The following is a 13039-nucleotide window of genomic DNA, read 5'->3' as shown; positions in this document are numbered from 1 at the left end:
TGAGAACGCTAATCGCCCGCCTGAGCCGCGCCGGAACTCGCTGAACTGCGTTGCTCCTCCTCGTGGGCAAGAGCCCACTTCGTCGTCGCGCCTTGCCAGCAAGCCCCGGCACGACTCCTTCGGGCGCTTTCAACTGCCGAATCTAGGCTGAGCCATGACTTACATCGCCAAACCCAAGCTACACCACCCCTCGCTGGCCCGCAACAAGGTCGGCTACACCCGGCGCGACTACGAGGGCCGGGTCTCGACGCTGTGCGCCGGCTGCGGCCACGATTCGATCTCGGCCGCCATCATCCAGGCATGCTGGGAGTTAGATATCGAGCCGCACCGCGTTGCCAAGCTCTCCGGCATTGGTTGCAGCAGCAAGACGCCGGACTACTTTTTAGGCGCCTCGCATGGCTTCAACACTGTGCATGGCCGCATGCCCTCGGTGCTGACCGGCGCCAACCTCGCCAACCGCGAGCTGCTCTATCTGGGCGTCTCCGGTGACGGCGACTCGGCCTCGATCGGACTGGGGCAGTTCGCCCATGTGATGCGGCGCGGCGTCAATATGGTCTACATCGTCGAGAACAACGGCGTTTATGGTTTGACCAAGGGGCAGTTTTCGGCCACCGCCGATCGTGGCTCCAAGTCCAAGAAGGGGGTCGTCAACCCGGATTCGCCGGTCGACCTGATAGGCCTGGCCTTGCAACTCGGCGCCACCTATGTGGCGCGCGGCTTCTCCGGCGACAAGGAGCAGCTGGTGCCACTGATCAAGGGCGCGATCGCGCATCAGGGTGCCGCTTTCATCGACGTGATCAGCCCCTGCGTCGCCTTCAACAACCATGCCGGCAGCACGCGCAGCTATGACTATGTGCGCGAGCATAACGAGGCAGTCAGTCGGATCGACTTCATCAGCCCAAGGGATGAAATCACGGCAAAAGTGGCACCGGGCGACTGTGTCGATGTCGAGCAGCATGACGGCACGGTCTTGCGCCTGCGCAAGCTGCATGCCGACTATGACCCCGGCAACCGGGTGGCGGCGATGGCCCATGTCCAAGCCCTGCAAGCCGAGGGTGAGGTGGTGACCGGCCTGCTCTATATCGAGCCCGACGCCGAGGACATGCATGCCGCCTTGCGCACGCCGCTGCAGGCCTTGAATCGGCTGGGCGAGGCGCAGCTGTGTCCGGGGTCGGCGCTGCTGGAGAAGGTCAACGCGGGTTTGCGTTGACTTGCTTGCTTCACTCGGCCGCTTGCGCGAACTCTTTCTCATGCAACCAGGCCGCATGTTTGACCGCGCGGTGTGTGCGGCCCCATTCCTCGATCATGGTCGGGGCCAGTTCCCGCAGGCGCTCCAGCTGACCGGGCTTGACGGTGTTGGCCGCTAATTCGATGCGGTGGCCGTTCGGGTCGTGCAAGTAGATGGACTGGAAAATCTCGTGATTGGTGGGGCCCAGCACTTCGATGCCCATGGCCTGCAACTTGGCCTTGCTGCGCTCCAGCGTCGCCACGTCCTCGACCTGAAAGGCCAGATGCTGGACCCAGGCCGGCGTGTTCTCGTCGCGGCCCTGGGCCGGCGAGTCAGGCAGCTCGAAGAAGGCCAGCACATTGCCGCGACCGGCGTCGAGAAAAATGTGCATATAGGGATTGGGCTCCTTGGTCGAGGGCACATGGTCCTCGGAGATTGCCAGAATCAGGTCCATATCGAGCGCGTCTTTGTAGAACTTAATCGTTTCCTGCACGTCGCGGCAGCGGTAGGCGACGTGGTGTATGCCTTGAACCAACATGATTGTTCTCCTGCTAGGTAAGTGTTTTTTGAGCTGCGCTTAAATCACGCCGCGGCGCTCTTGGTCTTTTTCAAGTGACCTGAACAGCGCACCGAAGTTGCCTTCGCCAAAGCCCAGGTTGTTGGCGCGCTGAATGATCTCGATGAAGATCGGGCCGATGATGTTCTTGGTGAAGATCTGCAGCAGATACCCTTGCTCATCGCCGTCAACCAGCACCTGATGCGCTTGCAGGCGGGCATGGTCCTCGCGCACACCTTGAACCCGCTCGAACACTTCGGCGTAATAGTCGTCGTCGATCTCCAGCGTCTCGATGCCGCTGCCTTGCAGCTGGTCCAGCGAGCTCAGAATGTCATGGGTGCTGAAGGCCAGATGCTGCACGCCCGGCCCCTTGTACTCGCGCAGGTATTCGGCGATCTGGTCCTTGTCATCCTTGGGCTGATTGATCGGGATGCAAAACGAGCCGTCGGGTGAGCGCAGCGCAAAGCTGGTCAGGCCGGTCTTGGCGCCCTGGATGTCGAAGTAGCGCACTTCCGTGAAGCCGAAGATGTTCTTGTAGAAATTGGCCCATTTGTCTTGCTCGCCGGGCGGCACGTTATTGGTCAGGTGATCAACGGCCAAAAAGCCTTTGTCCGCCTGGATCAGCGGGGCATCGAGCGCCACGAAGTCGCGCTCGTAGATGGTCTGTCCGTTGGCGGCCGGCTCGATGAAATAGATGATGCTCTCGCCAATGCCCCAGACCGCCGGGTAGGCGTGATCTTTCATGGCGTCTGCCACGGCGACGGCGCCGCGTGCCACGGCGGCAGTCAGTGCAGTTTGCGCGTTTTCGACCCGCCAACCCATGGCGCTGATCGCCGGCCCATGTTTGCGGGCGAACTGGGCCGAATGGCCGTCGCGCTCGCCATTGAGCAAGAAATGGATGTCGTTCTGGCGGTAATAACTGATCGCCTTGCTGGGATGACGGCGCAGCTTGGAGAAGCCGAAGGACCAGAACAAGCTGTCCAAATGTTCCAGCGACGGGCCACAGAATTCGGTGAATTCGATGCCGGTCAGGCCGACCGGGTTGTTGGCCGAATTGTTTGCATTTGTCATCTTGTCTCCGTCAGGGTTGATCGTTGTAAGAAGGAATGGCCGCAATTTTTATAGGGTTTAGTAATCAATAAAAGCGAAATTCATTGCCAATCTTGGTCAATAATTTCGAATATGAAATTGGATCTGGAAGCCCTCTCAGCATTCGATGCGGTGGTCAGCCACGGCAGCTTTGCGCGTGCCGCCGAGGCGCTGCACAAGGTCACCTCGGCCGTCAGCTACCAGGTCAAGAAGCTCGAGGAGCAATTGAGCTTGACCCTGCTGGACCGCAGCGCCTACCGGGTCAAGCTGACGCCGGCCGGTGAGGCCGTGCTGGCCGAAGGTAGGAGGCTCTTGCGCCAGGCCTATCAGCTGGAAGCCTTGGCGCAGCAATTGGCCAATGGCTGGGAAGCGCGGCTCTTGGTGGTGGTGGACGGCATCTTGCCGCTGGCCGACACCTTGAGTGCGCTCAAGACCTTGGCCGACGAGGGCGTGCCGACGCGGGTGCAACTGAAGATCGAATTCCTGCACGGCGTGCAATACCGTTTTGAAAAGGAGCAGGCCGATCTGATGTTGGTGAAGGCCTATGAGCCGTCCAACCAGATGCAGGCCGAGCCTTTGAAGGAGATCGAGTGCGTGTTGTGCGTGGCGCCAGCGCACCCCTTGGCGCTGCAAACCGGCCCGCTCAGCCTGGATGACTTGCAAGCCCATGTGGAATTGAGCGTGCAAGACAGCAGCGAGCGCGGGGAGGCTGATGGTGCTGGCGACAGCCACCGTTTTGGTGGCGAGCGGGTGTTTTACTTGTCCGGTTTCGTCGCCAAGCGTCAGGCTTTACTGATGGGCATGGGCTACGGCTGGATGCCGCGTTATCTGGTGGACGAAGCGCTAGCGGCCGGGCAGTTGCTGGAGTTGCCCTATGCTGGCGGGTCTCGTTTTCGCTTCACGCCATGCTTGGTGCAGAGCCTGGATCGCCCTCCCGGGCGGGCCAGACAGCGACTGATGCAGCTATTGGCTGGCTCCGCCTAATTTCCTACTTACACGCGCAGGATGGGACGCAATTGATCTCACATATCTATCTGGGTGTAGCTGACTTTGAGCGCAGCTTTGCCTTCTATTCGCCCTTGATGGCCGAACTCGGACTGCAGTGCAAGTTCAGCGACCCGGTCAAGGCCTGGGCCGGCTGGGTGGCGCCAGATGCTCCCCGGCCCTTGTTCCTGATCGGCAAGCCTTTTGATGGCGCAGCGGCTGCACCGGGCAATGGTCAGATGGTGGCGCTGCTGGCGCCCACGCGAGCCGCAGTTGAGCGCGTTCACGCCATCGCTTTGGCGCAAGGCGGTCAATGCGAGGGCGCGCCGGGCCTGCGCCCGCAGTACCACCCCGACTATTACGGCGCCTATTTCCGCGATCTGGACGGCAACAAGATTTGTATCTGCTGCCACCAGGCGGCTTAGGCTTTAGGCCTTCAAGCCGATGCAGATCTGCGCGTGGTCAAGGCCGAGATAACGCTCAAAGTCATGATCAAAAGCGCGTGCCGGCGCGTCGGCTTGGGAAAAATAAGCCCAGACCTGACCCCAACCCGCAATCAAGGCGGCCGGCATCGGCCCCTGGCAATCAAACACCAGGTATTCGCCGGCAGGAATCGTGACGCTGCGCTGCGTAGCGGCTTCTGATGGCGCCAACTTGACGCCCGCCATCACCGAATACTCGCCCAAATGGCGGTCTGCATATTCAAAATAGACGCCGAAGACCTGGCTCATTTCGGTGGCCAAGCCGCTGGCCGCAAAGCCCTGCCAAAGCGGGCCGATGCGCCCGTTCAGTGGGTTGAATTCAGCGGCGTTGCTGGTGCGGCATGTCGGGCCCTGGACTTGGAAGCTGGCAATTTGTTCGCGTTGCATGGAGCGTCTCCTTGTTCAATGATGAAAGTCAAAGCCTCGGCTTTGATCTGTACGGAGTGAGTGTAAATGGCGCGTCAGCGGTGCCGCGCCAGCGCGGGCCAGCCATGCAGGATGAGCAGAGTTGGCAGAGCGAGGGCCGCTTTCTTTTCATGCAATTTTCACGAACTACCCAACTATCTTCGGCGGGCAAGGGTTGACCCGCTTCCTTGCCGGACGATGACTCCACTACAAGACGGTGCTTGCTTTCGAAGAGCAGGCCACAAACAAATAATTAGAAAATTACAGGGAGTCAAAGCAGACGCATTGGGCCGTCGGGCCTGGTGAAGATCACGATGATCGAGGAGAGCTCCAATTGCTATTGGATCTTCATGACGAGATGGGCCGGGAGGCAGTCGCGCGCGCGGCTTTGCGCGCGCTTTTCTTTGCCCCCAAGTTGGTGCGCGCCGTGGTCGTGGCCGAGCCCGACGGCACAGTCCATGTGCGCGGTGAAAGCCGCCAATTGGAGTTCTCGATCGGTGTGGAGTTGCAGCCGCAACAGATGCCGGCTTTGTGCGAACGCCTGCGCCAACTTGGTGTGGCGGTGTTTGCTGCCGAGTCTGACTACGCCAAGTCCCTGGCGGCTTAGCTGGTCGGTTCGAGCGGGGGTGGGGGCGCGCGGGGGCTCTATGCCCAAGATGCTGCGCGCCAATCCCAGCGCGTTTCAGCGCTTGCTGAAGTCGGCTTGCTGGCCGAGCTTGAAGATGCCGACCACGCCGGCGAGGTGAGCGGCCTGTTGCTTCAGGCTCTCGGCTGCGGCCGCACTTTGTTCCACCAGCGCCGCGTTTTGCTGTGTTGAATTGTCGAGCTGCGTTACAGCGGTGCTGACTTGCCCAATGCCGGTGGTTTGCGCCAGTGTCGACGAGCTGATCTCGCCGATCAGCACAGACACGCGCTTGACCTGGGTCACGATGTCATCCATCGATGCGCCGGCTTCACCGACGAGCTTGGACCCGGCCTCCACCTTGTCCACACTGCTGCCAATCAGAGCTTTGATTTCTTTGGCGGCTTCGGCACTGCGTTGGGCCAGGCTGCGCACTTCACTGGCCACGACCGCGAAGCCGCGCCCCTGCTCGCCAGCCCGCGCGGCCTCCACCGCCGCATTCAGCGCCAGAATATTGGTCTGAAAGGCAATGCCGTCGATGACGCCAATGATGTCACCGATTTTTTTCGAGCTGGTGGTGATGTCGTCCATGGTCGCGACAACCCGATTGACCACTTGTCCGCCCCGTTCGGCAGCGGCGCTGGCCGATATGGCCAATTGCGTGGCCTGGCGCGCGGTTTCGGCATTGGACTTCACGGTCGCGTTCATTTCCTCCATGGACGCAGCGGTCCGTTGCAGGTTGCTGGCCTGCTCCTCGGTACGCTGCGACAAGTCCAGATTGCCGCTGGCGATTTGTACCGACCCCGTGGCGATCGAATCAGAAGCTTGGCGAACCTGCCCCACGACACGCGCCAAGCTGGCCTGCATGGCTGCGAGTGAGGCGAGCACGCTGCCGCCGGGAGCCTGTGCGGCGCCGGGTACTTCGCTCAGATCGCCTTCAGACACGCGCCGAGCGGCCTCACTCAGCACGACGGGTTCGGCGCCGAGTTGCCTGACAATGCTGCGGGCAATGATCAAAGCCAAGCCGATGCCGCCCGCCATGGCCAGCGCCAAGGCCGTCAGCATCACCGCCCGAAAGCTGCCAGCCTGCGCTATCGCGAGCTTGTTCTTCTCCTGGATGCGGCCTTCTTCGAAATCGATCAGCTTGTTGATCGCGGCCAGCCATTGCACGTATTGCGGCTTCGCTTGCGACCACAGCAGTGCTTGCGCTTCGGCGGTGTCGCCCTTGTCAACCGCTCCGATGACGGCGTTGGTGGTGGCGACCGACCGGTTCTCGATGTCCTTGATGGCGCCATACAGGCGACCCAGTTCGGCGGCATCGCCGGCGCTGCCGATCAGTTTTTCCAGCGGGCCGGCGGAGTCGGCGTAAAACTTGGCGAGGCTGTCTATGGCGGCCACCTCTTTTTGCCGGTCGGAGGCCGTCCCGGCGAGCACGACGTCGCGCGTGGCGATTGAGCGGTCATGTGCGGAGCCCCGGAAATTGATGGCGTAGCGCTGGATCGCCGCATGTTCTTCGCTGTTGGCGCGCAAGGCAGTCTCGATGGCCTGCACCTTGAACATCGCCAGCACCGTGACGATCGCCATGACGACCAAAATCAGGCCGAAACCTGCATACAAGCGCTTGCCAAGAGTCATGCGAGAAAAGTCCATGGGAGTCCTTGTGCTGGGTCTGATTTTCTTGACGCCTTGGCCGGGGGAATTGCTGCCGCGAGGACCAAGGCGGGCCTCGAACATGTAAAGGCTTTGCCTACGGGTGCTTTATTGCGGCTGCCTGGACGCCATCAAATCGCAATCTCGCCCCGCTGTCTGTGCGCTGTCGAACATAGTTCAGCTTGCGGCTCGCCTGCCAAGGGATCGCCCCGGTGTCAGACCAGCACATCCCGGACCGGTCGGCGCATGGACAGCGGCATGGCTGCCCCACGGCCAAAGCGCACGATCAGATCCGGCCGCAGCTTGCCCAGGCCAAGTGCCGAGGCGAGCTGTGGCCGGATCGCTCCGACCTCGACGGCTTGATTCAGGAAGGCGTTGCGCAGGCCGAGTGCCGTGGCCTGCAGCGCAAAGCGCTCGTAGCAGCGGCCGGTCTCTATCCAATGCGCTTTGTCGTCAGCTTCGGATACAAACACGGCGATGCCCGATGCGTTGCGGACTTGCTTGGCGTAGCGCTCGTTCTCGGATTTCGGGGTGAAGAACATGCCCATCAGCGGGCTGGCCAGCCAGCGTGGCAGCACCGGCGAGCCTGTCGTGCCGGCGAACAGACCGTCTGCCCTGGCCTGCGCCTCGGCCGCGCTGAAGCGGATCCAGCTCTTCAGCTCGGCGACGAAGGCCGGGTCGCCCATCTGCACGGTGTTGGCCGCCAGCACATATGCCAGAACCTTCTCGGTCGCTGAGCGCTCGGTCAGCAGCATCACCCGCACGCCATTGCCGCTTGCGGCGCGCTCCAGCAGCCGCAGGTCGGCGTTGGAAACAGCGCTGCCGTCATAGTCAGCGCGGGTGCATTGGCGCCTGGTGATGGCCTGGAACAGCGGGGTCACCACGGTTTTGGTGGGCTCCAATTGCACGGTGATGGCGCCCGCACCAGCCGGGTCCCAGCGAGCATGGGCTTGCAGGCCTACGGCGAGCGCGGCATGAGCCAGGTTTTCGACGGCGCAGCCCAGGGAGACGTGCAGATGGTGGTCATCGGGGTCAACGGAGGGGCAGCGCCGCGAGAGATCGGGCGCGATCACGATGGCCCGCTCCAGCAGTTGGAAGGTCCAGCACTGCGTGTTGTGACTGGACGGGGCGAGCGTTGCGTAGCGCACCAATTCCTGCTGCAGTTGCGAGCCCGCAGCCGCTGTGTTTGCGCCTTCAGCGCCGCCGACCTCAAGTGGGCGCCGCAGGGCGCGTGCGGCATCTTGCTCGCCCGCAGCCGAAGAACATGCGAGCAAGGCCGGCGACAATGCGCCGCAGGCGACCCCGCCCAAGATGAGTTGCCTGCGCTTGAGCAGCGCAGCAACGCTTGCCTGGCACGGCAAAGTGAGCAGGTTTGGCATTCAAACGGCCTCATACAAGCAGCCCGGCCGGCCTGCTCGGAGCCGCGATCGGCTGGGCTAGGGCTCGCCGTCGCAGGATTTCCTGGACATTGCGGGCCGCGAAGATGTGCAGATATTTGGTAATGTGTGCGCCCAGCGCCAACTCGGCGCGTTCATGTTCGTACAGCGTCGCCATCTCTGCGACCGGTACATGGCATTCCGAGGCCAAAGTGGCGACGATCCGCTTCTGGTCGGGCTGCTTCTCGGTCAAGGCGGGCATGGTGAGGCTCTCAAGATGCTTTTGTCCCCTCGACCGTAGCACCCGCGTCAGCTGCCTCACCGTGCGACGGAGCACATAGCCGCTATCCAGGAGTTGGTGCGGCACAAGAATGTCTGTTTTTGTTGCGCAAAGCCCCCGGCCAGGCGTGCATGCCGACTTGGTGTTATCTTCATTAGCCCTGCCTAACTTCCTCTTCACACACCATGCTATTTACCCCCTTGCAAGCTGGCGCGCTGAGCCTGCCCAATCGCATCCTGATGGCGCCGCTGACCCGTGCGCGCGCCAGTGAGGGGCACCTGCCGAATGATTTGATGGCCGAGTACTATGCCCAGCGCGCCAGCGCAGGGCTGATCGTGACCGAGTGCACCATGATTGCCGCCGGCACCTCGGCCTTTGCCAGCGAGCCGGGCATCTACAACGCCGAGCAGATCGAGGCTTGGAAGAAAGTCACCGCCGCTGTCCATGCCCAGGGCGGCCGCATCGTGCTGCAAATCTGGCATGCCGGGCGGGCCGCTCATCCAGCCTACAACCAGGGCGCGCAGACGGTTTCCTCCAGCGCTGTTGGCCTCAGTGGCGAGGTGCATACGGCCGCAGGCAAGGTCGCCCATGTGGCCCCGCGCGAGTTGCGCAGCGATGAAATTCCGGCCCTGGTGCAGGCCTTTGCCGATGCGGCCAAGCATGCCCGTGCGGCCGGCTTCGACGGTGTTGAGGTGCATGGCGCCAACGGCTATTTGATCGACCAATTCCTGCGCGACAGTGCCAATCAGCGCAGTGACGCCTATGGCGGCAGCCTGGAAAACCGCGCGCGCTTCTTGTTTGAAGTTTTGACGGCCGTTTGCGCGGCCATAGGCTCGGAGCGTGTGGGTCTGCGCCTGTCGCCGCTCAATAGTTACAACGATATGAAGGACAGCGACCCGCTGGCCCTGATCAGCTTTTTGGCCGAACGCTTGAACGCCTTCAACTTGGCCTATCTGCATCTGATGCGGGCCGACTTCTTCCAGGCGCAAACAGGCGATGTGATGACACCGGCGCGGGCGCACTACAAGGGCGTGCTGATCGGCAATATGGGCTATAGCGGCGCCGAGGCCGAACAGGCGATCAGCGCCGGCAAGCTGGACGCGGTGGCCTTCGGCACCGCCTTCCTGGCCAACCCGGATTTGCCGGCGCGGCTCAAGGCGGGTGCGAGCTTGAATGCGCCCGACGCCAGCACCTTCTATACCCCTGGCCCCAAGGGGTATACGGACTACCCGAGCTTGTAGCTCAAGCGCCGGCAAGGCGTGGCGCCTCCTTGCCGGGTGAGTTCGGGAATGCCCTAGGATGAAAACTTTCGGCCAAACGCCCTTGAGCCGCTAGCCTTGCGCTATCTCTATCCAAGCCCTTCTTGGCGGCTTAGCCCTCTATGAAATCTCTGACAAAACTCCGACTCTTGCCCGGTCTGCTGATGCAAGCCGCCTTCTTGGCGACGGCAGCCCACGCGGGCAGCGCCGCACCATTGGGCGCAGGTCTTGACACCAGCGCCTTTGATGCCCAGGTGCGCCCGCAAGATGACCTGTTTCGCGCCGTCAACGGCCATTGGCTGGCGACCTACGAGCTGCCCGCCGACAAGGCGCGGGTCGGCAGCTTCATCCAGCTGCGCGATTTGTCGGACGAGCGCGTGCGCGTCATCGTCGAAGAACTGGTGGCCAAGCCCTTGGCGCGCAAGCCGGTGATTGGCAGCTTGGAACAAAAGATTGCCGACACTTACGCCAGCTACCTCGACACAGACGCGATCGACCGCGCCGGCCTCAAGGCGATAGCGCCGCAACTGGCGCGGCTGGACGCGGTCAAGGACCTGAAGGAGCTGGCGCAGTGGCAAGGAACGGTGCAGGGGCAGCTGTCCTTGCCCATCAATTTGAATGTGTCGGCCGACTACAAGGAGCCGACCCTCAACCAGGTGTCGGCCTTCCAGGGCGGCTTGGGCCTACCCGACCGCGATTACTACCTGAACAGCAAGACCGATGCCCGTTTGGCCAAGGCATTTGCAGCCTATGAGCAATACCTGCGCACGCTGGCCCAGCTCAGCGGTGAAGCTGAGCCTTTGCAAGCGGCGCAGCGGGTCTTGGGCCTTGAGCAGGCTTTGGCCCTTGCGCATTGGGACCGGGTGCAAAACCGCAATCCGGCCAAGCGCTACAACCCGATGAGTGTGGCCGAACTGCAAGCCTTGGCGCCCGGCTTTGATTGGGCCGCTTTCATGCAGGCGGCCGGTTTGGGCGGCCAATCGCGCCTGTCGGTCGCGCAACCTAGCACGGCCACGGCCACGGCCAAGCTCTACACCGAAGTGTCCCTGGCCGACTGGAAGCTGTACTTCAAGCTGCGCAGCCTGGATGCAGCGGCCGCCGTGTTGCCCAAGGACTTCCGCGAAGCTCGCTTTGCCTTCAGGGATCAGGCCCTGAGCGGTACTTCGGCCGAGATGCCGCGCTGGCAGCGCAGCATTGCCGAGCTGAACGGGGCTTTGGGTGAGGGCGTCGGCCAGCTCTATGTGGCGCGGCATTTCTCGCCCGAGCACAAGGCGCGCATGCAGAGCCTGGTCGCCAATTTGATGCTGGCCTATCGCGAATCGATTGACGGCTTGACCTGGATGAGCCCGGCCACCAAGGCCAGCGCGCAGCAAAAGCTCGCCAAGTTCATCACCAAAATCGGCTACCCCGAGCAGTGGCGCGACTACAGCGGCTTGAAGGTGATTGCCGGTGACGCTTTGGGCAATGCCGAGCGCGCGGCAGCGTTCAGGTGGCAGCGCCAAGTTGCCAAAGCCGGCCAGCCGGTGGACCGCAAGGAGTGGGGCATGACGCCGCAGACGGTCAACGCGTCTTACAGCCCGAGCTTCAATGCGATCACCTTTCCGGCCGCGATCCTGCAGCCGCCGTTCTTTGACATCAATGCTGACGATGCAGTCAATTACGGCGCCATCGGCGCGGTGATCGGGCACGAGATCAGCCATGGTTTTGATGACAGCGGCAGCCAGTTTGACGGCGACGGCACGCTGCGCAACTGGTGGGGCGAGGCCGACCGCAAGGCCTTCGAGGCGATTGCCGCCAAGCTGGCGGCACAGTTCGACGGCTACGCGCCCATTCCCGGCAAACAGGTCAACGGCAAACTGACGCTGGGTGAGAACATTGCCGATCTGTCCGGCCTGCAAATCGCCTACAAGGCCTATAAACATTCGCTGCAAGGCCAGCCGGCGCCGGTGATTGACGGGCGCAGCGGCGAGCAGCGCTTCTTCTATGGTTTCGCCCAAGTCTGGCGCGGCAAGACGCGTGAAGAGCAGACGCTGCAGCAGTTGCTGTCAGACCCGCACTCGCCGGCCGAATTCCGCGCCAACGGCACGCCCATCAACCACGATGGCTTTCACGAAGCCTTTGCGACCAAGCCGGGCGACAAGATGTTCAAGCCCGAAGCCGAGCGGATTCGGATTTGGTGATGCAAAGCGATGCGTGGGGGCTGAGCTACTGATAATTGCGCAAAATCCGCTCGATTTGGCCAGATTTTTGCAGCGCCTCCACCGCGCGCTGCAGGCGCCGCACCGTCTCGGCGCCGAGGTCCTTGCTGGCGTACAGAACATAGCTTTTTTCATTGACGGCAAATGGGCTGTCGAACTGAGTCGCGTCGACGCCACTTTGCTTCAAGGCATAACTGAGCAAGTAGTCGGACGAAATCACCGCGTCGAGTCGGTCCAGCACCAGCATGCGAACACCTTGAAATGGGTCGCTGACACCGAATTTGCGGATGCTGTCGTCCTTGTTGATGGCATCGTCATAGAAGGCGCCGCGCGCCACGCCCAAGAGCTTGCCTTTGAGCTGGGCGACGCTGCGGATGCCGGAGGTCTTCTTCGCCAGCACGACGAACTTGAAGGCGTGCAAGGGCGCGACCCGTTGCGCCAGGGCCTCCCACTCGGGACCTTCGACGCCAACGACCAGATCCGAGCTGCCGTCCTTCAAACCCAAGGCCAAGCGCACATAGACCGCCGAGGAGAGCGCTACCGGCAAGTCGGCCTGGCGCGCCAGAGCCAGCATGATTTCATGGTGCATGCCGGGCCGACCTGCCTCGCCGTGCAGGGTGTAGGGCGCCACATCATTGAGCAAGATGCGCAGCATTGAGCCTGGGGCCGATGAGGCGCCCCGTGCGCTGCCACTCGGGCTTTGCTGCGCCCGTGCACCTGTGGTGGGCAGCAGCAGCAGCAGCAGCAGCAGCAGCAGCGCAAGCATGCCCAGACAAACAAGTGCTGAGCGCCTGGCGAGCCTCGCGCGCGCACGCTGACGCGGCGCAAGGACTGGGCTGGCATGGAGCATGAACGCAGTTTAGCCACTCGCCGAGATGGGCGTCAGCAAGGTCTTTGGCAAAGGGCGGGG

Annotated in this window: 14 protein-coding genes; 7 read left to right on the top strand and 7 right to left on the bottom strand. The window is 62.4% G+C overall.

What is annotated here, in order from left to right:
• Positions 1-154 precede the first annotated feature (154 nt).
• Positions 155-1210 (top strand): 2-oxoacid:ferredoxin oxidoreductase subunit beta, encoded by a 1056-nt coding sequence (locus LNV09_RS19855; RefSeq protein WP_263558804.1) that lies wholly within the window; start codon positions 155-157, stop codon positions 1208-1210.
• Between the two features lie 10 nt (positions 1211-1220).
• Here LNV09_RS19855 and LNV09_RS19850 read toward each other — a convergent pair whose 3' ends face one another.
• Together LNV09_RS19850 and hppD are read right to left on the bottom strand one after the other, a co-directional pair.
• Positions 1221-1766: a VOC family protein gene (locus LNV09_RS19850; RefSeq protein ID WP_263558803.1), complete on the bottom strand. Its 546-nt coding sequence runs from the start codon at positions 1764-1766 to the stop codon at positions 1221-1223.
• A 39-nt stretch (positions 1767-1805) separates the two neighbouring features.
• Entirely contained in the window at positions 1806-2855 is a 1050-nt protein-coding gene (gene hppD / locus LNV09_RS19845; RefSeq protein WP_263558802.1) for a 4-hydroxyphenylpyruvate dioxygenase, read from the bottom strand.
• 111 nt (positions 2856-2966) lie between these two features.
• Between hppD and LNV09_RS19840 the strand changes: the two genes are divergently transcribed.
• Positions 2967-3857 carry a LysR family transcriptional regulator gene (locus tag LNV09_RS19840; RefSeq protein WP_263558801.1) on the top strand — a complete coding sequence of 297 codons (891 nt, stop codon included), beginning with the start codon at positions 2967-2969 and terminating at the stop codon, positions 3855-3857.
• A 32-nt stretch (positions 3858-3889) separates the two neighbouring features.
• Positions 3890-4282, top strand: coding sequence for a VOC family protein (locus LNV09_RS19835; RefSeq protein WP_263558800.1), 393 nt, complete (start codon positions 3890-3892; stop codon positions 4280-4282).
• Between the two features lie 3 nt (positions 4283-4285).
• On the opposite strand, the gene LNV09_RS19830 is transcribed toward LNV09_RS19835, so the two are convergent.
• The gene (locus LNV09_RS19830) at positions 4286-4726 is read right to left on the bottom strand and encodes a GyrI-like domain-containing protein (protein ID WP_263558799.1); all 441 of its coding nucleotides are present in this window, start codon (positions 4724-4726) and stop codon (positions 4286-4288) included.
• Between the two features lie 11 nt (positions 4727-4737).
• Between LNV09_RS19830 and LNV09_RS19825 the strand changes: the two genes are divergently transcribed.
• On the top strand, positions 4738-4923 hold the full coding sequence (locus tag LNV09_RS19825; RefSeq protein WP_263558798.1) for a hypothetical protein: 186 nt from the start codon (positions 4738-4740) through the stop codon (positions 4921-4923).
• A gap of 155 nt (positions 4924-5078) precedes the next feature.
• Positions 5079-5351: a hypothetical protein gene (locus tag LNV09_RS19820; protein WP_263558797.1), complete on the top strand. Its 273-nt coding sequence runs from the start codon at positions 5079-5081 to the stop codon at positions 5349-5351.
• 75 nt (positions 5352-5426) lie between these two features.
• On the opposite strand, the gene LNV09_RS19815 is transcribed toward LNV09_RS19820, so the two are convergent.
• From LNV09_RS19815 to LNV09_RS19805, 3 genes are all read right to left on the bottom strand, one after another.
• The gene (locus LNV09_RS19815; protein ID WP_263558796.1) at positions 5427-7016 is read right to left on the bottom strand and encodes a methyl-accepting chemotaxis protein; all 1590 of its coding nucleotides are present in this window, start codon (positions 7014-7016) and stop codon (positions 5427-5429) included.
• Positions 7017-7231: 215 nt separating this feature from the next.
• On the bottom strand, positions 7232-8395 hold the full coding sequence (locus LNV09_RS19810; protein ID WP_263558795.1) for an Acg family FMN-binding oxidoreductase: 1164 nt from the start codon (positions 8393-8395) through the stop codon (positions 7232-7234).
• Positions 8396-8405: 10 nt separating this feature from the next.
• Positions 8406-8654 carry a DUF3562 domain-containing protein gene (locus LNV09_RS19805; RefSeq protein ID WP_263558794.1) on the bottom strand — a complete coding sequence of 83 codons (249 nt, stop codon included), beginning with the start codon at positions 8652-8654 and terminating at the stop codon, positions 8406-8408.
• Positions 8655-8857: 203 nt separating this feature from the next.
• Between LNV09_RS19805 and LNV09_RS19800 the strand changes: the two genes are divergently transcribed.
• Together LNV09_RS19800 and LNV09_RS19795 are read left to right on the top strand one after the other, a co-directional pair.
• On the top strand, positions 8858-9913 hold the full coding sequence (locus LNV09_RS19800) for an alkene reductase (protein ID WP_263558793.1): 1056 nt from the start codon (positions 8858-8860) through the stop codon (positions 9911-9913).
• Between the two features lie 140 nt (positions 9914-10053).
• Positions 10054-12111, top strand: a complete 2058-nt coding sequence (locus LNV09_RS19795; protein ID WP_263558792.1) for a M13 family metallopeptidase — start codon at positions 10054-10056, stop codon at positions 12109-12111.
• 25 nt (positions 12112-12136) lie between these two features.
• Here LNV09_RS19795 and LNV09_RS19790 read toward each other — a convergent pair whose 3' ends face one another.
• Positions 12137-12895: a substrate-binding periplasmic protein gene (locus LNV09_RS19790; RefSeq protein ID WP_263558791.1), complete on the bottom strand. Its 759-nt coding sequence runs from the start codon at positions 12893-12895 to the stop codon at positions 12137-12139.
• Positions 12896-13039: the final 144 nt, after the last annotated feature.

The organism is Paucibacter sp. B2R-40 (assembly GCF_025717555.1).
Taxonomy (GTDB): domain Bacteria; phylum Pseudomonadota; class Gammaproteobacteria; order Burkholderiales; family Burkholderiaceae_C; genus Paucibacter_A.
This window is presented reverse-complemented; position numbering and strand designations above follow the sequence as displayed.

Bases quoted from the DNA above. Each gene is read 5' to 3' on its own strand.
- LNV09_RS19805 (WP_263558794.1), bottom strand. From the start codon at position 8,654: ATGCCCGCCTTGACCGAGAAGCAGCCCGACCAGAAGCGGATCGTCGCC.
- LNV09_RS19810 (WP_263558795.1), bottom strand. From the start codon at position 8,395: ATGCCAAACCTGCTCACTTTGCCGTGCCAGGCAAGCGTTGCTGCGCTG.
- LNV09_RS19815 (WP_263558796.1), bottom strand. From the start codon at position 7,016: ATGGACTTTTCTCGCATGACTCTTGGCAAGCGCTTGTATGCAGGTTTC.
- LNV09_RS19790 (WP_263558791.1), bottom strand. From the start codon at position 12,895: ATGCTTGCGCTGCTGCTGCTGCTGCTGCTGCTGCTGCTGCCCACCACA.
- LNV09_RS19795 (WP_263558792.1), top strand. From the start codon at position 10,054: ATGAAATCTCTGACAAAACTCCGACTCTTGCCCGGTCTGCTGATGCAA.
- hppD (WP_263558802.1), bottom strand. From the start codon at position 2,855: ATGACAAATGCAAACAATTCGGCCAACAACCCGGTCGGCCTGACCGGC.
- LNV09_RS19800 (WP_263558793.1), top strand. From the start codon at position 8,858: ATGCTATTTACCCCCTTGCAAGCTGGCGCGCTGAGCCTGCCCAATCGC.
- LNV09_RS19850 (WP_263558803.1), bottom strand. From the start codon at position 1,766: ATGTTGGTTCAAGGCATACACCACGTCGCCTACCGCTGCCGCGACGTG.
- LNV09_RS19830 (WP_263558799.1), bottom strand. From the start codon at position 4,726: ATGCAACGCGAACAAATTGCCAGCTTCCAAGTCCAGGGCCCGACATGC.
- LNV09_RS19855 (WP_263558804.1), top strand. From the start codon at position 155: ATGACTTACATCGCCAAACCCAAGCTACACCACCCCTCGCTGGCCCGC.
- LNV09_RS19840 (WP_263558801.1), top strand. From the start codon at position 2,967: ATGAAATTGGATCTGGAAGCCCTCTCAGCATTCGATGCGGTGGTCAGC.